A 25,202-nucleotide genomic window follows, 5' to 3' on the forward strand; every position below is an offset into this window, starting at 1 on the left:
CATATCTTAATTATTAAATCATTGATTTTAAGATAATTGGAAAATTATCTTTTTTGAGTAATTTTGAACATAACCTGCACTTTTACTTGAAGGAGTAGGTAAGAAAGTCAAACAGTATGTAGAACAGGGGGCACATAACCGGGTATGTGATACCCGGATCAGCCAAAAAACTCTTAATGAAATGTTAATGCATTATGTAGCATTGGTAAAATAGTATCAACTTATCTTTAATTGTTCGCTTATTTTTAGCTCGTTGTCATTTATATAAAAAACAGAACAGTGAATGTATTGTAGAATAGCTGATAGCTTGGGCACCATATATTAGAGTCGTATTCCTAACACGTTTGATCATTTATTTTTTCCTTTATGAGCCACACATCATTTTTTAGAAAGCAAAGCTTTCTGGTTATCCTTTTATGCCTGTTCGCAGGGGTAGCGCTTGCACAGCGAACTGTTACCGGTAAGGTAACAGATGCCGGAGATGGCAGTGGTCTGCCGGGCGTGAATGTTACTGTGCCAGGGACCACCACAGGGGCAACTACAGATGCCAGCGGGCATTTTAAGCTCACAGTCCCTGATGCCGGTAAAACGCTTTCCTTCTCTTTCATTGGTTACCAGGCACAGACAGTCACTATTGGTGAACAGGCCGTGATCAACGTATCCCTGCAATCCACTACCAAAGGACTGGGAGAAGTAGTGGTAGTAGGTTATGGTGTACAGAACCGCCGGGACGTTACCGGTACTATCTCCACTATTAAAGGAGCGGATATAAAAAACCTGCCCGTGAGTGATGCTGCTCAGGCGATACAGGGTAAAGTAAGTGGTGTGGATATCGTTCGTTCAGACGGATCTCCCGGAACAGAACCTGCTATCCGTATCCGTGGTACAGGTACTATTAACAATGCAGACCCGCTGGTTATCATCGATGGGGTGCCTGCAACAGGATTAAGTGATGTGAGCCCTAATGACATTGCTTCCATGGAAATTCTGAAAGATGCCTCTTCTTCTGCGATCTATGGTACCCGTGCAGCGAATGGGGTGATCATCATTACCACTAAAAAAGGTGGCTATGGCGAAAAACTAAAAACTTCTTTTAATATATATAAAGGGGTGTCCAATGTACGCCGCTATATTCCTTTACTGACTGCTCCTGAACTGGTGCAACTGAAGCAGGAACGTTATACCAATGACGGGGTGGCCATCAATACATTCTGGCAGGACCCTTATTACGCGGTACAGCGTACGGACTGGCAAAGGGCGCTGCTGCGTTCCGGCCAGACTACCAACGCTGACGTGAGCCTGCGTGGTGGTAATGCTACTTCCAATTACCTGTTCAGCGGTGGTTATTATGATGAAAAAGGTCTGATCCAGAATACTTATTTCAAACGTTACAGTGTACGTATCAACTCTGAACACAGGATCGGTAAACGTGTGAAAGTAGGAGAGAACTTACAGCTGACCTACAGGCAGCAGGAAGGCTTTGATACCTATTCTTCACAGACAGGTCTGATTTTCAGTGCCCTGCGTTTCAACCCGGCTATTCCTGTGATGAATGCAGATGGTACTTATGGCAGTGGTAAGGCTAACAGTGAGCTGGGAGATATTAATAACCCTGTTTTTACTGCACAGACCTCAGACGGCTATAATAAGAATTACAGAATGCTGGCCAGTGTGTATGGAGAAGTGCAGATCCTGGACGGTCTTGTTTTACGTGCTAATTATGCATATGACGGTACGATTAACAATCAATATGGGTTTACTCCTAAAGTACTGGACCAGACCCGTACCACTGATCACGCTGCACTTTATCAGCGTAATGAAACAGATGGTTCTGAACTGGCCGAAGTATTCCTGACCTGGAATAAAACATTTGCCAAAAATCACCAGGTAACCCTTACCGGTGGTTATTCACAGCAAACTACCAACGGTAGCTATTACCGTGCAGAGCGCTGGGGCTATAATGATGAAACTACTCCTCAACGTGTGTTGGATAACGGTACGGATATTCATGATGCTTCCGGTAACTATAATGCTGCAACTGGTATTGCTTCTGGTTTCATGCGTGGTTTTTATGGTTATAAAGGCAAATATCTCTTCACAGCCACTTTCAGGGCTGATGGATCTTCCAAATTCCCTAAAGACAACCGCTGGGGTTATTTCCCTGCGTTTTCTGCAGGGTGGAGGATCTCTGACGAAACCTTCTTTAAAGACAATGTTTCTTTCGTGAGCAATCTGAAACTGACCGGTGGCTGGGGAGCATTGGGTAATCAGCGTGTAGCGGATTTCCAATACCTGGCACTGATCAAAAAGGACCAGGATCAGAGATATGCTTTTGGCGATAATACAGTTACCGGTATCTGGAACTCAACACTGGCTAATCCTGATATTACCTGGGAGAAAGCAGAAATGACCAATATAAGTCTGGAAGCAGGTTTCTTCCAGAACAAACTGAATACTACTATCACATACTTCAATAAGAACACCAAGGATATGCTGGTGCCTGCACCTTTAATGGACGAGCATGGTGCCGCTACAGTTCCAGACCGTAATATTGGTGCACTGAATAATAAGGGATGGGAAATAGAAGTAAATTATCTGGGTGGTAAAGGTGAATTCCGTTACAATGTAGCAGCGAATGCTTCCTTTATAAAGAATAAGATCACAAAGCTCTATGAACCAGGTACTTTTATCGGCTCTACTACATACGGCCGGCAGAATCAGGAGATCTCCCGCACTTATGTAGGTCAGTCTATTGCTTCTTTCTATGGCTGGAAAACGGATGGTATTTACCAGAACCAGACAGCTATTGATAATGATGCCAATATCAAGAATGATCCTAACAAGGCGAATATCAAGCCAGGAGATGTACGTTTCTTAGACGTTAATGGCGATGGCATTGTAAATGATCAGGACCGTACCTACCTGGGTAATCCTAATCCTAAAGTGACATTTGGTGTACAGGCAGGCGCTTCTTATAAAGGATTTGATCTGAACCTTTCTTTTGCAGGTGTATTGGGCGTAAAACTGTATAATGCCGACAGGATGCAGGGTCTTGATCCTACCTATCCATATAATATGTATGCAGAAGCGATGCAGCGCTGGCATGGCGAAGGTACCAGCAACAGTATACCGCGTATGACCCTGACAAGTGACAATCAGAATTACCGTACTTCCGATCGTTTTGTAGAAAGTGGTAATTACCTGTCGCTCCGTAACGCTACACTGGGATACACCATTCCTTCCAAAGTATGGGGCCGTTCCGGCGTGTCTGATGTGCGGATATATGCAACTGGTCAGAATGTATTTGTTATTACAAAATACAAGGGTCTGAACCCGGAACTGGGTTATCCTGTTTCTGGTGATGGTAACAGGCAGCGTGGTGTAGACGTGGCTACCTATCCACAGGCAAGGAGTTTTGTTTTCGGTGCAACACTTAATTTTTAACCTGCTTAATGATGATGATTATGAAACGTATGAAATATATATTGCTGATAGGTGCGGTTGGTCTCTTTACGAACGCGTGTAACAAAGTGCTGGATGTAGAAGCAAAAGGAAGTTATACAAGTGGCAACTATTGGCGTAACGAAAGTGATGCGGTGGATGGCATCTCCGGCATCTATACTCTTTTTCTGAAAGAAGATTATCTCGGCTTCGTTGAATATACTTATGATAACTGTTCAGACGACCAGTACCATGCAGGAGATCATCCCGAGGATGACCTGATAGAGAAATTCACCTTCGATGCTTCCAATCCTTCTTTGAAATTGCCATGGAAATGGAAGTATGAAACGATTAACCGGGCGGACAATGCGTTAATCTATATTCCTAAAATCACGAATATTGATCCTGATGTGAAGAACCGTTGCCTTGGTGAAGCATATTTCCTCCGTGCATTCGCTTACTGGCGACTGGCATTGGTGTATGGTGAAGTACCATTAGTTTCTGAAGCAGATGTACTGGCAGGGAATTACAATAATCCAAAATCTTCTGTTGACTCTGTGCATGCACAGATAGAGTCAGACCTGTTAAAGGCAGCAGACCTGCTTCCTGAAGCATACAGCGCAGGCCGTGTAAATAAAGGTTCAGCCTGGGGATTGCTGGCCAAATTATACCTCTATGAGGATAATCTGGATAAGGCAATTGAGTTCGGTACGAAGGTAACGACCAACACCAATTATGCGCTGGCGCCTACTTACGCTGCCAACTTCGTAGCAGCTACCAGCAATAACAGCGAAATGCTGCTGAACGTACAGACTACTGATGGCTGGGGGTATTCCGACTTCACTACCTATCATGGTCCGCGTGAGTGGGGTGGCTGGAACTTCTTCCAACCTGTAAAAGGACTGGTAGACGAATTTGAAGCAGGGGATCCCCGTAAAGATGTATGTATCATGAAACCAGGAGATCAGATCGACATAGGAACCGGAATTGCGACCTATACAGCGAGCCTGTCAACAACCGGTTATCATTACGGTAAGTTCACCAACTGGAAAAGCTCCGGTGGATTGAACTATTCACTGAAATACCCTTTATTACGCAGTGCCGATATCTACCTGGTGGTAGCAGAAGCTAAAATCCGTAAATCAGGCGCCGGTGCCGGTGATGCTGAGATCAACGCGATCCGTAAACGTGCTTCTGCGAGTCTTACTCCGGTAAGTGGTGCAGGGATGACTGCATTAATGCACGAAAGAAGGGTGGAACTGTGTGGTGAAAATGAACGTCACCAGGACCTGATGCGTTGGGATAGAGCAGGGCTTGTTAATATCGTTAGTATTTATGGTCAACCCAAGCTGGGTTCTGACGGGCAGGTAATAGAGGCTGCTCGTACATTCACCAAGCCCAGAAACTATTATTTCCCACTGCCTCAGTCGGAAATAGACAGGAGTAAGGGTGTGCTGATACAGAATTCGAACTATACTAATTAAAAATCATTGTCGTTTAGTTAAGCTCCGGGGAGCGACGTTTGTAGAAAATATTCATATTCTCTTTAATAGGGGGTGACTAAACAGGTCACCCCCTATTAATATTAGCCATGTCAGATGCCTCCCGATGTCAAACTAAAAGACATTGACAAATTTTACTATTTCCTGCTATAGTAATTCTTCTCACATCTTAATCTATTGATAGTCAGAAATAAAGGTGTTGAGACCTTAGTTGATGCTTATTGCCAGTTTAAGCTACCTATAAGCTAGTATAAGCCCCATATAAGCTCCCTCATAGTCCCCTCATAGCCCCCTATAAGCCCACCTTATTTAGAGAGGGCTTATAGGGGAGTTATAAAGAATTTGCAGGAGAGTTTATGCTATTTCAGAGAAGACTGTTGCTAGGAACTCAGAGCTCCTGACGGAGCCTGTTATGTTTTGCTTAACCGGCTGATTGTCCGTTGCAGTGGGATGGATTAAATTAAGGTCATTAAAACCTCTCACACATGAAAAAGGACAATTCAAAAAAATTAAACCTGGGGAAGATTAAAATTGCTAATCTGAGTACGGCCAGTACTGTTAAGCAGCAGGCCGTTACCGGATCATGGATTTGCTCAATCACCATCATTTGTGCCGGTGTTGATACACTGTAATTCCGTTTAGTTATTGATGGTCCCGCTGTGCATTACCAGCGGGACTTTTTTATGCCCTGAAAGGGTGAGTTTCACTGAGGTTTTATTGCAGTGATATCCGGTAATTTACCTGATATAACCATAAAATCATATCATCATGAAAAAGGAAAGTTCAAAGAAACTGCAACTTGTAAAGATTAAGATCGCTACGTTAACTGAAACTGCTGCTGTGAAGAGCCCTATCCAGCCGACCACAACGGTTCAACACACTTTTGATTGCAGAAAAGGCTGATTTTTTTTATAACCATAAACCCTCATAATTATGAAAAAGGAAAGTTCAAAGAAACTGAGCCTTGGTAAAATCAAGATTGCAGATCTGAGCCAGACTACCGCATCAAAGAAACTGGCAGCTCCAACAACAACAGTGTGGACGTCCAGGTTTACGATTTGCTAGAGATCATCTAAACCGTTTTATCGTATTTGAGTCCTGCCGGTGTTACTGGCAGGACTTATTTTTTTGTAATTTTTCGTTCAATGCCGTTTAGTTAGCTCCTAACGGAGCCTATTATGTTTTGTCGCATATACAGCGCTTAGCTAAAACGACATTGAATTTTGGCTCACCTTTCAGTATATGTGTCAGATATACATTAAAAATAGCTGTAAGTATTGTGTATGTTAAATTCTGTCATTACCTTGTTGCTGGTTAATTCCGCTGTTATGACAAAAATCACATCTTTCGTTTATCTGTTATTTTTTAGCTGTATGTCCTTTGCACAGACGATTACTGTGCAGGTTTCCAAGCCACAGGCGGTTGTTCAACCAACGATGTGGGGGATCTTTTTTGAGGATATCAATTTCTCTGCAGATGGAGGATTATATGCGGAGCTGGTTAAGAACCGGTCTTTTGAGTTTACGCAGCCACTGATGGGGTGGAAGCAGGCGGACAAAAAAGGGAAAATACTGATCGTGAACCGTGCGGATAATAAGGCCAATCCCCGTTATGCGCATATTACGGGAGAAGTGGGCCTGGTGAATGAGGGTTTCAGGGGAATGGGACTTACGCAGAATGAGCAGTATAATTTTTCTATATGGGCGCGTGGGAATGCCGGGGTAAATGTGGCGCTGGTGAATGAAAAAGGGGAAGATATCGGGCATGGCAGTATCGCTGTTGCCGGTAATGAATGGAAGAAATATACGGTATCCCTTACGGCTGTGCAGACAGTGGCGAAGGGAGCTTTGAAAGTGTCATTTTCGGGGGAAGCGGATGTGGATATGATCTCCCTGTTCCCGGCCAATACCTGGAAACAGCGTCCCGGTGGTCTGAGGGCAGATCTGGTGCAGTTGCTGGCAGACCTTCATCCGGGGTTTGTACGTTTTCCCGGGGGATGTATCGTGGAAGGGCGCGATCTGGCGAACCGTTATCAATGGAAGAATACAGTAGGAAAGGTGGAAGACCGTACGCAGATCGTGAACCGCTGGAATACGGAGTTCAGTCACAGGGCCCCGGGGGATTACTTCCAGAGTTATGGGCTGGGGTTCTTTGAGTATTTCCAGCTGGCGGAGGATATAGGGGCTTCACCATTGCCTATTTTGAATTGCGGGATGGCTTGTCAGTATAATACGGGAGAAGTGGCAGAGGATGTGGATAGTTATATCCAGGATGCGCTGGACCTGATAGAATTTGCAAATGGTACTGTGGATACACGCTGGGGAAAATTAAGGACAGATATGGGGCATCCTGCGCCTTTTAACCTTAAGATGATGGGCGTGGGGAATGAGCAGTGGGATAGTCAGTATGTTTCCCGGTATAAACTCTTTGAAAAGGCGTTGAAGGGGAAACATCCGGAGATCAGGTTAGTGTCCAGTGTAGGGCCATCTCCTGATGGAGACCGGTTTGATTACCTATGGTCAGAGATGAAAGCGGCACATGCAGACCTGGTGGATGAGCATTATTATATGTCGCCCGACTGGTTCCTGCAAAATGCCCGCAGATACGATAATTATGACCGCAATGCGCCTAAGATCTTTGCAGGGGAGTATGCCGCACATGTGAAGGATAAGGAGAAGGACGGGGCTGAAACGCGTAATACCTGGGGAAGCGCCCTGGCAGAAGCGGCATTTATGACAGGACTGGAAAGGAATGCGGATGTGGTGCAGATGGCCTCTTATGCCCCTTTACTGGCACATGTGGATGCCTGGCAATGGCGTCCGGACCTGATCTGGTTTGATAACCTGCGGTCTGTAGGCACGCCTAATTACTATGTACAGAAGCTGTTCGCGAATAACAGGGGGGTACAAACTGTTCCCGTATTGAGCAACGGGCATACGCTGGCCGGGGAAGATAGCCTGTATGCCAGTGCAACGATTGATCCTGCCAAACGTCTGGTGTTTCTGAAGGTGGTGAATGCATCCGGTAAACCGCTGACTTATACTATCAGGCCGGAAGGGCCGAAGGGATATAGAATAGCGTCGCAGCAGGTATTGACGGCTACTGACAAAGGGGATTTTAATACACTGGACAATCCCGGGGTGGTAAAACCTGTGGAACTGAAGAAAGCAGGAGATAAGAAGGGTAAGGTGGTGCTGGCCCCGAATTCCCTGAATTTGTTCGTAATGAGTTATTCCCTGTAGACAAAGTGCGCGGTTAATATGCTTCAGACATGAAGGAGACATGAAGGAGGTATGAAGGAGAGTAGGTTGAGCCGGTGGGGTTAGACTGAGTAAATTGAATAGATGAACAGGCAGGCGGGCAGGTTTGAGAGATTGGGAAGGCTGAGTAGTATCCGGCCTACTGTTAAGTACTGTTAACTAACATTAATTATTGTTAAACATAAAGCCCGCCACCGGCGGGCTTTATGTTTGCAAGAACCCCTGCCACAAACATTCTGGCCATCCCTGTGTTATAATTATCAGACATTCCCCTCAAATGAGAGCCCTTTCCTGTGGCACGCTTTTTATGACTTTATTTGTGTAGAATGACGAGTATGGCAGAGGGTTTTGGGAAAAGTATTAATATGGTCAATAAACACATGCGCAGGCTTATCCTTTATCTTATTCTTTTTAAGGCATTTCCTTTATACGCACAGGATAGTACCACCATAACAAGATGGGACCTGCAGCAATGCCTCGATTATGCAAAGCAGAATAACATTACATTAAACAGTCTTCGTTTAAGTGCAAGGAGTGCGGAACAGGACCAGTTATTGTCCAGATCAGCTGTATTGCCCAACTTATCCGCTTCATTATCACCTACTTTAACGCATGTGAAATCTACCGGTAACGGAGATTTTACACCTTCGTTCAATACGTCTGCCAGTTCTTCTGTTACCCTGTATAATGGGGGATATCTGAAAAATGATATCAAACAAAAGGACCTGCTGGCAAAAGTAGCAGGACTGGACCTGCTGGCGTCGGAAAATGATATCACCTTACAGATTACCCAGGCTTATCTCAATATTCTCCTGGCGAAAGAAAATATCGTGTATGTACGGGATGTGGTGGCTACCTCTGAAGCGCAACTGAAACAGGAACAGCATTTCTTTGATGCAGGTTCTGTGGCCAGGAAAGACCTGGTACAGATACAGGCACAGCTGGCCAATGACAGGTATACACTGGTGACTGCACAAAACACCCACCGTCAGAATATCCTTACATTAAAGCAGTTATTGCAACTGCCTACGGATACTGCTTTTGAAGTAGTAGAGCCGGATACGCTGATGGCTGCTGCACTACTTTCTCCGTTAAGGGATGTACAGCAATATGCACTGGCAAACAGACCGGAAGTAAAAAGCAGTGAACTGAGCGTGCAATCCGCACAACTGGAACTGCAGAAAGTCCGGGCGGGGTATTTACCTACCCTCACCGCCGGAGCCGGTATAGGGACCAGCTTCGGGGCCAACACTTATTACTCGTATGTAAAGCAGCTGGACAATAACTTCTATCAGCAGATAGGCGTTACGTTATCTGTTCCTATTTTCAGCAGGAGAGCCAACAGGGTGAATGAAGAGAAATCAAAACTGGAAGTAGGGCAGGCACAACTCACCTTGCAGAATACACGCACTGTTTTATCTCAGGAGATTGAACAGGCTTATATCAATGTAGAAAATGCGCAGTCGCAGTATGATGCAGCGGTGGAACAACTGCGTTATACGCAGGAAAGTTACCGGATCGCGAATGAACAGTTGAAGATAGGGGCCGCGAATACAGTGGAGGTACTGCAACAGAAGAACCTGTATGTACAGGCGTTACAATCTTATATCCAGGCTAAATACAGCTCGGCGCTCTATATCAGGATCTACGATTTTTACAGGGGTATTCCCGTTAAGTTATAAAATTATCTACGGATGAAGAATAAGAAGAAGGTAATTATAGCAATATTGATACTACTGGCAGGCGTTGCCGTGTGGTATTTCTTTTTCAGAAAACAGGAACAGCCGGTCGTGATTGAAACACAGAAGCCCACCTACGGACGTATATTCACCAGTGTAACGGCAACAGGTGCTGTGCAGCCGGTAGATACCGTGGCCGTGGGTACACAGGTGTCCGGGACATTGAAATATATCTATGCTGATTTTAACTCCAAAGTGAAGAAGGGAGAATTGCTGGGAGAGCTGGACAAGATCCTGCTACAGGCGGAAGTAGACCGTAATAAAGGATCGCTGGCCAGTGCACAGAGCCAGTTGATTTACCAGGAAGCACAGTTTAAAAGAGAGGATCAGTTATATAAAGTAGGCGCAGTAAGCAAAGCAGATTATGATAACCAGTATTACCTGTATACCGCGGCTAAAGCCGGTGTGGAAAGTGCAAGGGCTTCCTTACAATCTGCACAAAGGAATTTGTCGTTCGCAGATATTTATTCTCCTATAGATGGCGTGGTCTTAAGCAGGAGTGTGAGCGTAGGACAGACAGTAGCGGCGAGTTTCAGTACCCCGACCTTATTCGTTATTGCAAAAGATATTACTAAAATGCAGGTACAGGCAAGTGTGGATGAAGCGGATATTGGTAATGTAGCGGATAGTCAGCGTGTATCTTTTACCGTAGATGCCTATCTGGATGATGAATTTGCCGGGAAGGTGCAGGAAATAAGATTACGTCCTGCAGTATCTTCTAACGTGGTAACGTACACGACTATCATCAGTGCGCCAAATGATGATATGAAACTCAAGCCTGGTATGACGGCAACGGTAACTATTTATACGAAAGAGAAAGAAAATGTGATGCTGATACCTGCGAAGGCGCTGATGTTCAAACCGGATTCTTCCATGTCTAAAAAGTTTGTGGTAATAGCTATTGCACCGGCAGCAGCGGAGAAACATAAGAGCTCCAAACCGGTAACAGGCGGCAGCAGGGATACGATACGCAATAAAACGGCTGATCATGCAAAGGTCGCTGCTGCTAATTATGTATGGGTGCAGCAGGGAGATACATTATTGCAGAAGAAAGTGGAGATAGGGATGAATGATAATACACATGCAGAGGTTATATCCGGCTTATCGGATGATGAATTAGTGATCACAGGTATGCAACGGTTAACGAAAGCAGCAGCAGCTGCAGCAAGTAGTGGTTCCAGTCCGTTTATGCCACAACGTAGAAGACGATGAGCAAGAAGATCCTGGAATTACAGAATATCAAGCGCGCGTTCATCATGGGAACGGAGACGGTGCATGCTTTAAGAGGGGTGTCTTTTGATGTGATGGCGGGTGAGTTTGTGACGATCATGGGGAGTAGTGGTTCCGGTAAGACTACCTTACTGAATACGCTGGGATGCCTGGACAAGCCCACTGAAGGGGTGTATATGCTGGATGGTGTGAACGTAGGAGGATTATCCCGGGATGAGCTGGCAAGGTTGCGTAACCGTAAGATCGGATTTGTGTTTCAGTCGTATAATTTACTGCCTCGTACATCAGCGCTGGAGAATGTGGAGTTACCGCTCTTTTATAATTCTTCTGTCAGTTATGACGAACGTAAGCAGAAAGCGATCAAAGCGCTGGAAGCAGTGAAACTGGCAGACCGGCTGGACCATACGCCTAATCAGCTTTCCGGCGGGCAGCAGCAGCGTGTGGCGATTGCACGGGCCTTAGTGAATGAGCCGGTGATGATACTGGCGGATGAGGCCACCGGTAACCTGGATACACGTACCTCTTACGAGATCATGGCATTGATGCAGGAACTGAACCAGGTGCAGGGGAAGACGATCGTATTTGTGACACATGAACCGGATATAGCGGCTTTCAGTACACGTACTGTGATGCTGCGGGATGGGAAGGTGGTGAGGGATACTCCAAATGAAAATATACGTTCAGCAAAAGAAGCGTTGGCATCATTGCCACATTCAGATGATTATTGATTATGAATATCTTAAATCTCATAAGAATAGCTTTTAAGGCGCTGCAACGTAATAAGTTGAGGGCTTTCCTGACCATGCTGGGCGTGATCATCGGGGTTGCTTCGGTAATTGCGATGGTGGCGATAGGGCAGGGTTCCAAGCAGAGTATTCAAACGCAGTTGTCCAGTATGGGGTCCAACATGATCACTGTGCTGCCCTCCAGTAATGTGGCCGGTGGGGCCAGATTAGGCGGATCCAGTGTGCAGACATTGACGATCGATGATGTAAAGGCTTTGCAGAAGCAGGCAGCGAATATCAGTTTTATATCTCCTGCTGCCATTTCCAGTGGTCAGTCTATCTTTGGTGCATTTAACTGGCCCACTACGATATATGGGGTGAGTCCTTCGTACCTGGATATCCGCCAATGGGAATTAACAGATGGTATCCCTTTTTCTGAAGAAGATGTAAGGGCTTCTGCAAAAGTGTGTTTAATCGGGCAGACGGTAGTGACTAACCTGTTCCCGAATGGAGAAAGCCCTATAGGAAAGATCATCCGTTTTAATAATCTTCCTTTCCAGGTGATAGGTACACTGGCAGCAAAGGGACAAAGCTCTTTCGGGCAGGACCAGGACGATGTGATCCTGGCACCTTATACTACAGTGCAAAAAAGAATACTGGCTACTATCTATTTCCGTACTATTTATGCGTCTGCTATTAATGAAAGTGCATCAGATGCAGCTACAGATGAAATTACTGCTATACTGCGTAAAACGCACCGGCTGCGTAACAGTGATGAGAATGATTTCCAGGTGAGGACAATGGCAGAACTGATTAGTGCATTAAGCTCTACCAGTAATCTGCTCACGATACTTTTAACAGCTATTGCAGGGATTTCCCTGGTCATTGGCGGTATTGGTATCATGAACATCATGTATGTATCTGTAACGGAACGTACCCGTGAAATAGGGCTGCGTATGTCTATTGGTGCAAGAGGTATTGATATCCTGATGCAGTTCCTGATCGAGGCTATTATGATCAGTATTACGGGCGGATTGATAGGTGTAGCATTAGGTATTACCTCTGCTAAACTCATTACTATATTTTTATCCTGGCCTACATTGGTTTCAGAATCTTCTATTATTCTTTCCTTTGCAGTATGTGCTTTTACAGGTGTATTCTTTGGGTATTATCCTGCACAAAAAGCATCCAGATTAGATCCTATAGAAGCCTTACGGTACGAATAACTGAAAATCAAGTCCATCCACCATGTCGCCATCATTGCTGCATATTATATGAAATGGGATAACGGTAGTGGAGGCGGAAAGCCGTAATCTGAGCAATTGACTGCTATCAAGGCGTACCGTATAGGAGCCAGGCGTAAGACCCATAAAGTTGAAATAGCCGTCGGGTTCGGTAAGGATATGCGCAACAAGAATGGAATCACTGTTATAGATCCCTACAATTATCCGTCCCTGTCCTTCCCGGTTAAGGTACACTTTCCCGGAAACTTCACCCAATACAGCAACAGGGACCTCTATTAGTTTTAACCGGTTGGGGTCAATGGCTACATTGAGGCTCTTCTTTTTTATTTGCCAGGCTATATTGTCAAAGCTATTTGGATCCAGCTCAATATGATAATTTGTATAAGGTTCAATATCTGTTATACGTACCAGTGTATCACGATCACTATATTGAATACGGCCGTTGCTGATATTGGCTTTAAGTCCGGCCACCCTCGGTTCACCGGCTTCCCGTTGCCCGTTACAGTTAAGGTCCAGATAGGGTAATAGTATAATGCCTCCTGTACCGGTACTGATACGGTTATTTGCATCCAGGAACTTCGTTTTGTTGTCATATATCAGGCTTCCCCTGAGAGATTCCACCAGCGTTGTCATATTGTTGTTATGCCAGCTGGAGAGCCCTGTCTGCGTAAAAGGCAGATCATAGCGGAATCCGATCCCTATATTGGTGATCCGGCTTTTGAAGTTCTGCTCATAAGATATATTCACATAGCCATGATGGAACACCTGTTTACTCAATTCACACCTCATTGAGATGGGCTTGTGATTATTATACTCATATTGCAGTTGCGAGGTGGACATCATTTTTGCAGGAAGCCTGAAAGACAGTGAAAGGTTACTATATGCGTATAGAGGCGCCTGCTCTGTGAATATGGCGTAAGTGGTAAGGCCGGTACCAATGCCCAGTATGCTGCCTGAGAGTAACCATTCGGCAGTAGTGTATTTGGTATCCGGCAGCAGGACCTGGTTCAGCATTAACCTGGAAAATGCGGAAAAATGCCGGCTGTTGAAAGGCCGGGAAATGGAGAGCTTCCGTTCTTCAAGATAATTGTAACTGATAGCCGTCTGCCCCCTTTTATACCGGGTATAATTCAGTTCAACCTCAAGGTTTGAAGGCGCACGGTAACTGAGAATGCCCCTGGCTTTTACATTGCAGGTATAATCTCCGGAGAGCAGGATGCTGGGCATTATTCTCACAGAAGTATTTAGAAAAGGCATGTTTTTGCCGCTGGTAACAGTTGAAAGATATTCCATTCCACCTCCCACTGTTATTTTCGGGGAGGCTCCGTAATTTAACTGTATACGGGAAAACCCGCTGTTGTGTCCATCTTCCACTATGCCGGCACTTGCGGTATATTCAAATTCATGTCTGGGAAGGAAATTGAAAGGAATGTTGATGCTTTCTTCGCGGGACCGCTCTTCTCCCCATGGGCCATAAAAGCGGAGTTTAACAAGTGTATTGCCATATACCATTGGCACCTGGAAAGTAAAAAAGCCGGACGCATCTGCTTTGGTATAATCCACCAGAGAATTGTTTACATACAATTCCACTATCCAGCCCGGTTCTGTATAATTGCTGAGTGTGTAAGTACCAAAAGACCGCCGGCTGGTGGTAGGGGCATTGGTGAACTGTAGTCCTACAACAGGAGCATATACGGAGGCGGTTGACTGTACAAAGATCTTTCCTGCTATTATCTGCCGTAATGCCTGGTGATCGTTGTTGGCATAACGCCATCGGTAATATTGCTGTTTTTCATCAAAGGATTTATTGACAACAGCATGATGGGATGTCTCCTGATGTGCCTGTGAAAAATTGTTGTAATTGAGAGATATATTGGTTTCTCCACCGGCAATAATGCCGCCCAGCGTAAGGTTCAGTCTTGTGTCGCTTGTTCCCGGCAGTCTTTGAGTAGCAATGACGGACCAATCGGCCATGCCTATATGAACGAGAGGATAATTGCGGGCTATGGTGGTATCGGCTTTTATCTCTCCTTTAAGGTAATTGATATTAAGGCGCATTGTTTCCTGCCGCATTTCACGTATAGCTGGCAATTCAATATTTGTACTCAGGGTTACCGAAAGATCACGGAAATTGAATACGCATAATAATCCGAATATTTTTTCGAAATAATCTGATTGCAGGAATAATCCGGTAGGGGTATGAAAGAGGCCGCCCGATGGCAGTGTAAACGATTTTCCCTGGTATTGAATCCTATTGTTTACTTTATCTATAAGAAAAACAGCCTGCGGAGTAATAAAAAAGCCCGTTAATGAATCCTGCCGGGGTGAAAAGGAATTGCGGACCTTTAAAAAATTGAACAGATCTGAAATGGACAGGTAGATGGAATCTTTACAGATGATCGAAGGTATTTCTGTACTTCCGATATTCTGCACCATTAAGGGTACCAATATTTCGTCATATTGCGGTTCTTCCCTTGCATAAGCCTGAGTGGAGCAGAAAAATAGGAATAACAGCAGAAGAGGAACGGGATACCTGGGGATGGACGGCATTTTATTCCTGGATAAAAGTGATTGAAAAAGTTCCATTATAAGCGCCTGCCGGGTTGGCCAGTGGGCTGCCTATGGTCAGTATACCTCCAATTCTGATCTGCGTTCGTGCAGGTGGTGTTGCTGTTGTTATAAAAGGAGTGCCTGTGCTGGCTGTGCCGATATGTAGTGTCATAGTGCCGCCATTACTACCCGCCAGCAGTGCGTCGGCTCCGTTTAATATAGACACCAGCGTGCCGGGATTCGCTTCTACTTCAATAATCGCCGGGGAAAAGGCGAAGCCCAGGTTGGCCTGTATCACATCTCCGGTAGCAACGCGGGACCCATTTGGATAAATTGTTATGGTACCTCCTGAAATACCCTGGAAGAATGCACCGAACATCAATCCCTGGGATGGGTTCACATAAATGGAAATCGTATTAGGGGGAGGCTGTTGCGCGCATACAGGTAATTGCGTTGAAAGCAATATTATAATTACATACATCAGTTTATGTGAACAATAATCATTCATATCCTATGAATATTTTTTTTGAACGGAGGCCCTTCTGCGAATGACAACTTACTATGTAGACGCCACTGCTGAATACCGGTTGCAGGTGATGATAACCATTGCCACTTATTTCCTGTCGTAATATTACCTGACCGGAGATATTGCTGATGGTGATATAACCTTTTTCGCCCGGAGCCAGGTCCTGGTACACAGATACTTTTCCCCCTGCGCTATATATATTGACCGTTTCGTTCTTTGTCTGCTGATTCACCAGTTCTTTCTCACTGAATACCAGCGAAAAGCGCTGCTCATATTTACCCGCTTCCAGTTGTACGCGGTAATGCGGATTACGTTGCAGGTCCTGGAGAATACCTGTTGTAACATCCCTAAGGTAAATGTGGAGGCCATAGGGCATTTGCTCCATGTCCTGTACAGTAAAGGTTATGCACCCCGTTTTTTTTGATGCCAGTCCTAATTGCACACTGGCGCTGTCATGCAGATAAGGGAGTGACCTGATAGAAAGCTTTGCCGCATCTTTAGACAACAGATAGAGATTGGGTATCTGCGGATCTGTATTCATCATTTTGAGGGCATCCGTGGCCTGGTTGAAAGCGGGAGTGGCGGTATCATCAAAATAAATAACTACAGCATCTTCAGGTGAACCTTCATCAGCAAAAGAGGTATTTAACCGAAGCAATGGAGGCATTGCCCTCCTGTGAAAAGCGGTTGTAAAATTGTTGGTCCTTGCATTGTTATTGATTGAAAGAGTAGCAGCTACGGGGTATGTGCCATCGGATACATGTATAAAAAATCCCTGCATGGCAGGTATAATGTTATTAGCGATACCATCGCTGGAAATGCCATTGATATAAGAGCTGTAGCTGCCTGTAAACTGACTGGTAGTGCCGGCGTTGAAGTAATACACAGCATTGTCAATGTTTGTACGCGTCCAACCACCGGCAGCGTCCCAGTCAACAGGAGAAGGATATGGATTTCCTGCAAGATTAAAACCCAGTGTATAGGGTTGATTATGATTATATAAGGCAGGGGATGTCACCGTATGATTATTAACCACACCGGTCATATCCACAGTTACAGGAGCGGTAGCAGTGCCAAAATTTGCAGCATATCCCAGCATGGGAGTAAGTGATCCTGTAGTGGAGGTGTAAGTTGTCCACCCCGAATAGTTACGATCTTCCGTATAAGTATAGAAAGTAGGAAAGGCCGCCGCGAGATCCAGCTCATTGGAGAATTCGTTGACGGTAGCAGCCTGGAAAGGAGAACTGAAATATTTATAGCCAAAGCCGGAAGCGAGATAACGTTGCATGGTCACGTTCCCTATCACTTCACCAGCTCCGCTGCCATCAATCAGCGCTGTTTGTGCCGCTGTAGAAAGCAGGGTAAGATAACCGCCGGTAGTTAATTGCCCGGTTGTAGCCTTTAATATTCCGGAAAGTTGCAGTGTACCGTTTAATGTGACGTTAGCTGTATTGTTGATGGTAAGGTTTTTAATCGTGTTTCCTGTAAATGCACCGGCAGGTATAACCTGGGCCGTGCTGCCGTTTAATTCAACAGTGCCGTTGCTTGTTGTAAAAGTGCCACTGTTGCTGATACTGCCTGCTATTTGTAATGTGCTGCCGGAGACAGTCAGCGATGCACCTGACTGTATAGTGATATTCTTTGTGGTGGCGGTACCTGTACTGATAAGCGGATAGCGAATGAGGCCGGAGGGGATGGTAACGTTGGACGTATTCAGCGGAACAAAATTGGATGACCAGTTACCGGTAAGGTACCAGTCGGTGCTTACAGCCCCTGTCCATGTAACACCGGTAGGATAGCCTATCGCAAGATCTCCGAGGGCACTTAATCCTGTTGCGTGTATGGATGTAGATAAAGGTGATGCAACAGTAGGTAGTGACCAGGTAGCACCGTTGTAATTACCCGCTTTGAAATTTGCAGTAACTGCCTCTGCATCCACATCCGCGGCTACCCAGTTAACGGTAGCTGAAGCTGTAGTAAAAACAGTGGCACTATTGGTAAAGGACCAGTAACGGTTCACACTTCTGGTTGGATCGATGCCGGATGTACCCAGGCCGGGATGATCAGGTGTTCCCACTACGGCATTAATATTGCCAGCTGTAGTAACACTTGCAAAAAGCAGGGTAGCCGGAGTATAACTGGCATTATCACCTATTTCAAATACCCTGCTCACATTTGATCCGGTGGCGATGTCCTTTTGTAATTTCCCGTATACCCATCCGGTAGATTGCAGAGCGCCGGATACGCTGCCGGTAGCCGGAAGAATTACGCTGTTGCTGCCGCCTGTTTGTATTTTCCCAATGATAAAATTCAATATACCATTTACAGTAATATTGGAGGATAGTGTGACCGGGTAAGTTGTTTTTTTAACAGTAAGATTATTAAATGCGCCGGTTGAAAAAATATCCTGTGTGGAGGAGCCATTGAAGACGATCGTACTGCCAGTGTTGGTAAATGTACCACTTGTCATATTCCAGTTGCCTTCCAGTGTATCCGAAAAACTGCCGGGTACAAATGTGCCGTTGGTCAGGGAAAAATTACCCAATATGTGCAATACTGCAGAAGCAGTTTTTGTACCTGCTGTTGAAATGGTCAGGTTACCATAAGAGGTAGCAGCAGATATAGCCTGTGTAGTGCCATTGTATTCAACGGTACTGGTTGATCCAAGCGTTCGTGTATTATAGTTTGACGGAAGGGTATTAGTCCCGCCAATTTTTAACACAGCTCCGTTCGCAACAGTCAGCGTACCTCCTGTAACGGTAGTGCCTCTGTTGGCCGTAAATGAGGACAGGTCCAGCGTAGCAGCACTCACGTTAATATTTCCTGTAGCAGCACTGGTAGCATTTAACGCATTCAGATTTCCTGCCGGTATTTTTATCCCTGTGCCGCTTATTTTAAGTGTTGAATAAGTAAGATTTTGTTTAATGGTCTGATTTACCAGGGTAGCGCTATAATCCACGGTACATCCCGCCTGGAGTGTAATCGTTCCGGTTAACCCGTAATTAGCTGCAAAGGTCGCGGCATTTACATTTAGTATACTGCTTGCACCGAGAGTGAGGGTAGCAGCACCGGATACCAGGTATGGCGTTGCATTTTCGGCAGGAATGAATGTGCCGTTCATAACAAATGCGGTGGTTACTGATATATTTGTATTCAGGGTTACGGTGCTTCCTGCATTGACGGTCAGTCTTCTGAAAGGAGTGGTAGCAGTTCCGTCAATGGTTTCACTGGTAGTACCCGCAAATATTACAGTAGCGCCATTATTGGTGGTAGTGAAGGAGCCTGCATTGTTCCAGTTGCCGTTTAAAGTGAGGGTCGTGTTGCCCTGGGAAAGGCTACCGTCACTGTTGATGGTCAGATTATTTGCAACTGTAAGAGCGCTGCTTTGCGTAAGTACCGGCGATCTTGTACCGGCGCCGATAGTAAGCGATTTACAGGTAGCGACAGCATTAACGGTAGGCTGGAAGAGCCCGGTGAAATTTGCGTCACCGATAATAACGTCAGAGGTAGCAGTGGGTACTCCTGCGGTCCAGTTAAGCGTATTATTCCATGCTGTGCTGATAATGCCTTTCCAGCTTGTTTGTCCCATGGAAGTTACCGGAGATAACAGGACCATGAGAAGCAGCAATCTGTTTTTCTGAATGTTCATTATGGTTGCATGTTAATGTAATGCAATCTCAGCTTCGGCCAGTGTATCCGTTTTGGTCTTCGCATTTGCCTGTGCTGAATATAATACCCGTACTTTGCCGGTATGATAATTAATGCCTGGCGCCGTATTCAGATCTATGCGGAACTGACGCTTACGTGTAGGGGTGTAAACAGCTACACCTCTTACAAATCCCACTGAAGTGATCTTCCCCTGCGGTGAAATATATTGTGCTGTAATATCACCGTATACAGACATGTTTCCTTCACGATTAAAAACTACATTGATCCCTGGTGTAGTATCGCTGGCTATTGAAAAGGATAGACCGGAAATACTTACTTTGGCCGTGCTTTCACCTACGCGGATAATTACCGGTACGGTAAGGCCAAAAACAGGTACCAGCTTTACAGATATTGTTCCGGAATCTTTAAGAGGATCTTCCTTTCCTAATGGTTTCTCGTCTGGTTCTGCCCTGAAATATACATGTGAACGATATTCACCTGGTTCCAGCTGGTTGTAATTAATAAGCTGAATTCTGACCAGTTGCGCTTCATTAGGTGCAAGTACCACGCTACGTGGAAAAAAGCGTAAATACTTACTGGCAAAGACTTGTCCCGGATCAGGTTCCGTGATCCTTTCAAATGTACCGTTCTCATTCATCCTGATCTCTATGATGGAAACAACATATTTTGCGGTATCCCTGCCGATATTGGCCAGGTTTAGTTCCTGCGTTTTTTTGGGCCCATCAAATACAATTCTTTTAGGAGTAACCAGGAGATTACCTTGTGCTACCGTGGTTACGGAATAAAAAAACATGCACAGAAATAACCCTGCAGGTATTTTCTGCAATAATGCCAATTTCATAGTGGAGGTTATTGATCGTCATCCGGAAACAATGTCCCTGATGACGATCTTTTATTAATTATAGTTTACTGTAACATTAAAAGGAGTAGTACTTGTATATGTTCCTGCCGCCTGAGCTGCAGCTACATTCAGGGTGGCGCCCACTTTGAGTGTTTGAGAGCCACTGCTTAGCGTTCCCGTTCCGGAGGGTGTGCTGGAGAATGCGTTTATTGTCATATTGATGGAGGAGTTGGAAATTGTTAGAGAAGAAGGAAGTGTAACAGTGTAGGTATAAGCGCTTTCTCCGTTAACGGTAAAGATGGCGGCTGAAACGGTCCCTGTGGTAGCGGGTAGTGTTACGCCCCCTGTTTGTGTACGTGAGTTATCTGTTGCCAGTACTACCGTTCCGGCTGTAGAGGATTGTACAGCTACGTTCCCGAAATTCATGTCAGCGGTTTTAGTAATACTGATGGGAGTAACGATGGTAGCTGTTGCATTGGCAGTAACTGTTACCTGTGCAAATGTGTTGGTGGTACTACATAGCATGGCAATCAGGCCAGCAGCGAGTGTGGACAATTTCTTCATTGAGGTTGGTTTAAAATTAATTGTGTCTGGGGGGATTTCGAAAAGGGATAGAGAACAAATAATAGATTAAGGTAAAATCTGAATGCTGAGTACATGTTATAAGTACATGACAATAAGGTCAGCTGAAAATAGTGACAATCATTTCATTGAGGTTAGTTTAAAATGAATAATAATATTGAAACTTCAGAGGAATTCCGGGAAGGATAGAAACAAATTTTGGGGAAAAGTGAATTTTGAGATCGCAATTTACATCTTTTCCTCAGTCTGCCAAATAAAATTTAAGCAGCAGTTAAATTGTTAAACTTTAATTCCTCTCGACTTTCAATTCACTCTTGTTTAAAAGGCATATGGCGTAAGCCCTGGTACGATGTGGTTCAAAATTTATGCGTTCATATTGGGAGAATTCGTATAAAAAATAGTCAAGGGTTGCTAATTGTAACCTTAGCTCTTTTGAAAGTGAATTATGGTCATTGAAGCTCTACTTATCTTATGTAGATACATTAACTGGTACTTATAAGCTGAATACCTTATTTCATATTTAATCCGCAAAAGGATAAATTCTTTGCGGCTACTTTTGTAACTGAGTTTCCGACTGATGATGACCTGGACATTTTTAATGTCACAGTTTGATGGTGGATACTCCATCATAGGAAATCCTGCTTCCCTGTAAAGTTTTGACTATAATATGTAAAGAACTATAATTTGATCAGGTAGAGTTAATTGAAAGTACTGAGTACGGTATCTGTACCGTACTCAGTTTAGGATATGGATTAATTATAATTTACAGTTACATCAAAAGGAGTATCTGAAAGATACACACCGGAAGGCTGTGCAGGGCCAACATTCAGCGTGGCGCCAACATTCAGTGTTTGTTCTCCTGCAGTCAGCGCGCCATTTGCTCCTGATGGAGTACTGGTAAACACAGTTACAGTCATAGTATTAGTGCCGCTGCTGATAGTATGAGCTGTAGATGGCAGTGTAACCGTATAAGTGTAAGCGCCGGTACCAGATATCGTAAAGGAGGCCGCGGAGACGCTTCCCATAGTAGTAGGCAATGTAACGCCACCTGTCTTGGAACGTACGCCTGCCGGTGTTAATACCACCGTACCACCTGAGGTGGATTGAACGGCAACATTGCCAAAGTTCATATCAACATTTTTCGTTATGCTGATAGGTGTTACAATGGTGGCGGTAGCTGTAGCAGAGGCTGTTTCCTGCGCATGTACGCCTGTGCTTATACCCGCCAGTGTGAAAATTGTTAGGAGAAATTTGTTTTTCGGTTTCATGATCGCTACGTTTTCAGATGTAAGAAATAATTACTCACGAGGATAGACATGATCATTCATCACCTGGTTGCGGGAGAAGTGTTCAGTATAAAGATTTATTATTATGTATTATGGATTATTCTTGGATATAAGCTTAATTAAACATTCTCATGCAGGTAAAAGAATGCATTCGTGGAAACATCACTTATTGCTTAACCAGACGATGCATATTACAAATATTTTCCAATATAAAAAAATACTTTGTTGATAATCAATAGATAAGCAGACTCTAATGTTAATCTCATATCGAATAATATTTTGATTATCTGTTCCTGGCAAAAAAGTGATCCCACCCATTGATCAAATTTTCCTTAATTTCGGCGTCTTTAATTTTTATTATTTATATGCCACAACCGGATACCTCAAATACTATGTTCCATCTGGCGGCAGACTATATCAATCACACCAACTGCCATCTTTTCTTAACCGGTAAAGCCGGTACAGGGAAGACTACTTTCCTGAAATATATCAAGGAGCATACTACCAAAAATACGGTAGTAGTCGCACCTACAGGTGTTGCTGCAATCAATGCAGGAGGGGTTACCATGCACTCATTCTTCCAGTTGCCTTTCGGGCCTTATGTACCATCCGGTGCGCACCTTTTTGGTGTAGATAACGGGGTAACGGATGCACATGCACTGTTCCGGAATATCCGTTTCAACTACGAGAAGAAAGAACTGCTGCGTGAAATGGAACTGCTGATCATCGATGAGGTGAGTATGGTGCGTGCGGATACACTGGATGCGATAGATGCTATTCTGCGTCATTTCAGAAGTCAGCCCCTGCTGCCTTTTGGCGGGGTACAGGTGCTGTATATCGGTGACCTTTATCAGTTACCACCAGTGATGCCGGATGATCAGTGGCGTATGCTGAAAGAACATTATGAAAGTGTGTTCTTTTTTGATGCCAGAGTGATCAGGCAATCTCCTCCACTGTACATAGAACTGAAAAAGATTTACCGTCAGAATGAAGCTACGTTCATAGACCTGCTGAATGGCGTGCGTAACAGCACACTTGACTGGGACCAGTTAGAAGAGCTAAACCAGCGCTACAACCCAGGGTTTAACGGAGAAGGTGATCAGTATATCGTATTAACCACACATAACAGGCGTGCAGATGAGATCAATGCGGCCAGACTGGCTGCGATGCAGGGCAACCTGCACCGTTTTGAAGGAGAGATAAAAGGGGATTTCAGTGAGAAGGCACTGCCTACGGATATGGTGTTGCAGATCAAACCCGGTGCACAGGTAATGTTTATCAAAAATGACCTGGCCGAACCCCGCCGTTATTTCAACGGTAAACTGGCCACGGTGAAATCTGTGATCAACGAGGATAAAATAGTAGTAACGCTGGCAGGTAGTGAGGAAACACTGATCCTGGAAAAAGAGACCTGGCGCAATATCCGTTACTCCTGGAACAAAGCAGAGAACAGTGTGGATGAAGAAGAACTGGGCAGCTTTACACAATACCCGATACGGCTGGCATGGGCTATTACCATTCACAAAAGCCAGGGGCTTACTTTCGAAAAGGCTATTATCGATGCAGGGAACGCATTTGCGCCAGGGCAGGTGTATGTGGCTTTGAGCCGCTGTACTTCCCTTGAAGGACTGGTACTGCATTCCCGTATTCATCCGGGGGCTATCAGAACGGATCTGCAGGTGCAGGAGTATTCTTCAAAGTCTGAAAACACAGACAGACTGGAAGATGAACTGGATAATCAGAAGCAGATTTTCTGGGCAGGACAACTCGTGAAATTATTCGGTGCAGAAAAGATCCTTACAGAACTTCAATTGCATGCTTCCTGGTTAAGAGATAAGAAGATGAACGGGATGGAGAGTGCGGTGACGCTCAGTCGTAACCTGCAACAGCGGGCGGCGCAACTGCATCAGGTGGGACTGAAATTCCGCCAGCAGCTGCAGCCATTGGTAGACGATGTGTTGGTCAACAAAGATACGGCATTACTACAGGAACGGGTGACGAAAGCGATCGCATATTTCACACAGGATATCTACGAAAACCTGATCAAGCCATTAAAGCGTGAGATCGATATCGTAAAGGATATTCCTAAGATCAAAAAGTACGTTGTACAGCTGGGCAGCCTGGAAACATTCCTGTGGAACCGGCTGGAGCTGTTTTTAAATGCCCGTTTCGGAGAACTGACATTCAATGAAGGATTACCGGATTACAGTGCATTACGCAGCCCTGCTTCAAAAGAAAAAGAAGCTGTTATAAAGGAAAAAAAGAAGAAGGCGGAAGCAGGTAGCAGCCGCCGTGGCAGCCTGGAACTTTTCCTGGGTGGAAAAACGCTGCAGGAGATCGCTACAGAGCGTTCGCTGGCCGTAAGTACGGTGGAAAGTCATCTGGCAGATGCGGTGGCTTTCGGGGAGCTGGAGCTGGGGAAATTCATAGATGAAAAGAAGATCTCTCTGATACTTCCTCTGGTAAAAGAAATGGGCGTAGCGTCTTCTTCCCCCATAAAAGCTAAATTAGGAGATACAGTTACCTGGGCGGAGATCAGGGCCGTACAGAATTATTACAAGAAGATGAATCCTATAGATACGGAATGAAGTTAAATTCTTATCTTGT

17 protein-coding genes are annotated in these 25,202 nt (G+C 44.9%); 11 read left to right on the forward strand and 6 right to left on the reverse strand.

The window, feature by feature from the left end:
• The first annotated feature begins 366 nt into the window (after window positions 1–366).
• The 10 genes from GO495_RS15175 to GO495_RS15210 all read left to right on the forward strand — a co-directional run bounded on the left by GO495_RS15175 (window position 367) and on the right by GO495_RS15210 (window position 13,123).
• Window positions 367–3,444 carry a SusC/RagA family TonB-linked outer membrane protein gene (locus GO495_RS15175; protein ID WP_157300567.1) on the forward strand — a complete coding sequence of 1,026 codons (3,078 nt, stop codon included), beginning with the start codon at window positions 367–369 and terminating at the stop codon, window positions 3,442–3,444.
• 20 nt (window positions 3,445–3,464) lie between these two features.
• The gene (locus tag GO495_RS15180; protein WP_157300568.1) at window positions 3,465–4,925 is read left to right on the forward strand and encodes a RagB/SusD family nutrient uptake outer membrane protein; all 1,461 of its coding nucleotides are present in this window, start codon (window positions 3,465–3,467) and stop codon (window positions 4,923–4,925) included.
• A 503-nt stretch (window positions 4,926–5,428) separates the two neighbouring features.
• Window positions 5,429–5,575 (forward strand): hypothetical protein, encoded by a 147-nt coding sequence (locus tag GO495_RS15185; RefSeq protein ID WP_157300569.1) that lies wholly within the window; start codon window positions 5,429–5,431, stop codon window positions 5,573–5,575.
• Window positions 5,576–5,711: 136 nt separating this feature from the next.
• Window positions 5,712–5,846 carry a hypothetical protein gene (locus tag GO495_RS32390; RefSeq protein WP_276611820.1) on the forward strand — a complete coding sequence of 45 codons (135 nt, stop codon included), beginning with the start codon at window positions 5,712–5,714 and terminating at the stop codon, window positions 5,844–5,846.
• Window positions 5,847–5,876: 30 nt separating this feature from the next.
• Window positions 5,877–6,008, forward strand: coding sequence for a hypothetical protein (locus GO495_RS32395; protein ID WP_276611821.1), 132 nt, complete (start codon window positions 5,877–5,879; stop codon window positions 6,006–6,008).
• A gap of 263 nt (window positions 6,009–6,271) precedes the next feature.
• The gene (locus GO495_RS15190) at window positions 6,272–8,185 is read left to right on the forward strand and encodes an alpha-L-arabinofuranosidase C-terminal domain-containing protein (RefSeq protein WP_157300570.1); all 1,914 of its coding nucleotides are present in this window, start codon (window positions 6,272–6,274) and stop codon (window positions 8,183–8,185) included.
• A 353-nt stretch (window positions 8,186–8,538) separates the two neighbouring features.
• Window positions 8,539–9,885, forward strand: coding sequence for a TolC family protein (locus GO495_RS15195; protein ID WP_240915240.1), 1,347 nt, complete (start codon window positions 8,539–8,541; stop codon window positions 9,883–9,885).
• A gap of 12 nt (window positions 9,886–9,897) precedes the next feature.
• Entirely contained in the window at window positions 9,898–11,154 is a 1,257-nt protein-coding gene (locus GO495_RS15200) for an efflux RND transporter periplasmic adaptor subunit (protein WP_157300572.1), read from the forward strand.
• The gene (locus GO495_RS15205) at window positions 11,151–11,900 is read left to right on the forward strand and encodes an ABC transporter ATP-binding protein (protein WP_157300573.1); all 750 of its coding nucleotides are present in this window, start codon (window positions 11,151–11,153) and stop codon (window positions 11,898–11,900) included. The genes GO495_RS15200 and GO495_RS15205 overlap by 4 nt, the downstream gene beginning before the upstream one ends.
• Window positions 11,901–11,902: 2 nt before the next feature.
• Window positions 11,903–13,123: an ABC transporter permease gene (locus tag GO495_RS15210; RefSeq protein WP_157300574.1), complete on the forward strand. Its 1,221-nt coding sequence runs from the start codon at window positions 11,903–11,905 to the stop codon at window positions 13,121–13,123.
• On the opposite strand, the gene GO495_RS15215 is transcribed toward GO495_RS15210, so the two are convergent.
• The 6 genes from GO495_RS15215 to GO495_RS15240 form a co-directional block, all read right to left on the reverse strand.
• Entirely contained in the window at window positions 13,109–15,727 is a 2,619-nt protein-coding gene (locus GO495_RS15215; protein ID WP_157300575.1) for a carboxypeptidase-like regulatory domain-containing protein, read from the reverse strand. The genes GO495_RS15210 and GO495_RS15215 overlap by 15 nt on opposite strands.
• On the reverse strand, window positions 15,693–16,199 hold the full coding sequence (locus tag GO495_RS15220; RefSeq protein ID WP_157300576.1) for a DUF4402 domain-containing protein: 507 nt from the start codon (window positions 16,197–16,199) through the stop codon (window positions 15,693–15,695). The genes GO495_RS15215 and GO495_RS15220 overlap by 35 nt, the downstream gene beginning before the upstream one ends.
• The gene (locus GO495_RS15225; RefSeq protein ID WP_157300577.1) at window positions 16,192–19,866 is read right to left on the reverse strand and encodes a beta strand repeat-containing protein; all 3,675 of its coding nucleotides are present in this window, start codon (window positions 19,864–19,866) and stop codon (window positions 16,192–16,194) included. The genes GO495_RS15220 and GO495_RS15225 overlap by 8 nt, the downstream gene beginning before the upstream one ends.
• Window positions 19,867–19,878: 12 nt before the next feature.
• Entirely contained in the window at window positions 19,879–20,727 is an 849-nt protein-coding gene (locus GO495_RS15230) for a fimbrial biogenesis chaperone (protein ID WP_157300578.1), read from the reverse strand.
• Window positions 20,728–20,781: 54 nt separating this feature from the next.
• The gene (locus tag GO495_RS15235; RefSeq protein WP_157300579.1) at window positions 20,782–21,291 is read right to left on the reverse strand and encodes a DUF4402 domain-containing protein; all 510 of its coding nucleotides are present in this window, start codon (window positions 21,289–21,291) and stop codon (window positions 20,782–20,784) included.
• Between the two features lie 770 nt (window positions 21,292–22,061).
• Window positions 22,062–22,577, reverse strand: coding sequence for a DUF4402 domain-containing protein (locus GO495_RS15240; RefSeq protein ID WP_157300580.1), 516 nt, complete (start codon window positions 22,575–22,577; stop codon window positions 22,062–22,064).
• Between the two features lie 383 nt (window positions 22,578–22,960).
• Here GO495_RS15240 and GO495_RS15245 point away from each other — a divergent pair, with 383 nt between their 5' ends.
• Window positions 22,961–25,183 carry a helix-turn-helix domain-containing protein gene (locus GO495_RS15245; protein WP_157300581.1) on the forward strand — a complete coding sequence of 741 codons (2,223 nt, stop codon included), beginning with the start codon at window positions 22,961–22,963 and terminating at the stop codon, window positions 25,181–25,183.
• Window positions 25,184–25,202 lie beyond the last annotated feature (19 nt).

The organism is Chitinophaga oryziterrae (assembly GCF_009758125.1).
Lineage (GTDB): Bacteria > Bacteroidota > Bacteroidia > Chitinophagales > Chitinophagaceae > Chitinophaga > Chitinophaga oryziterrae.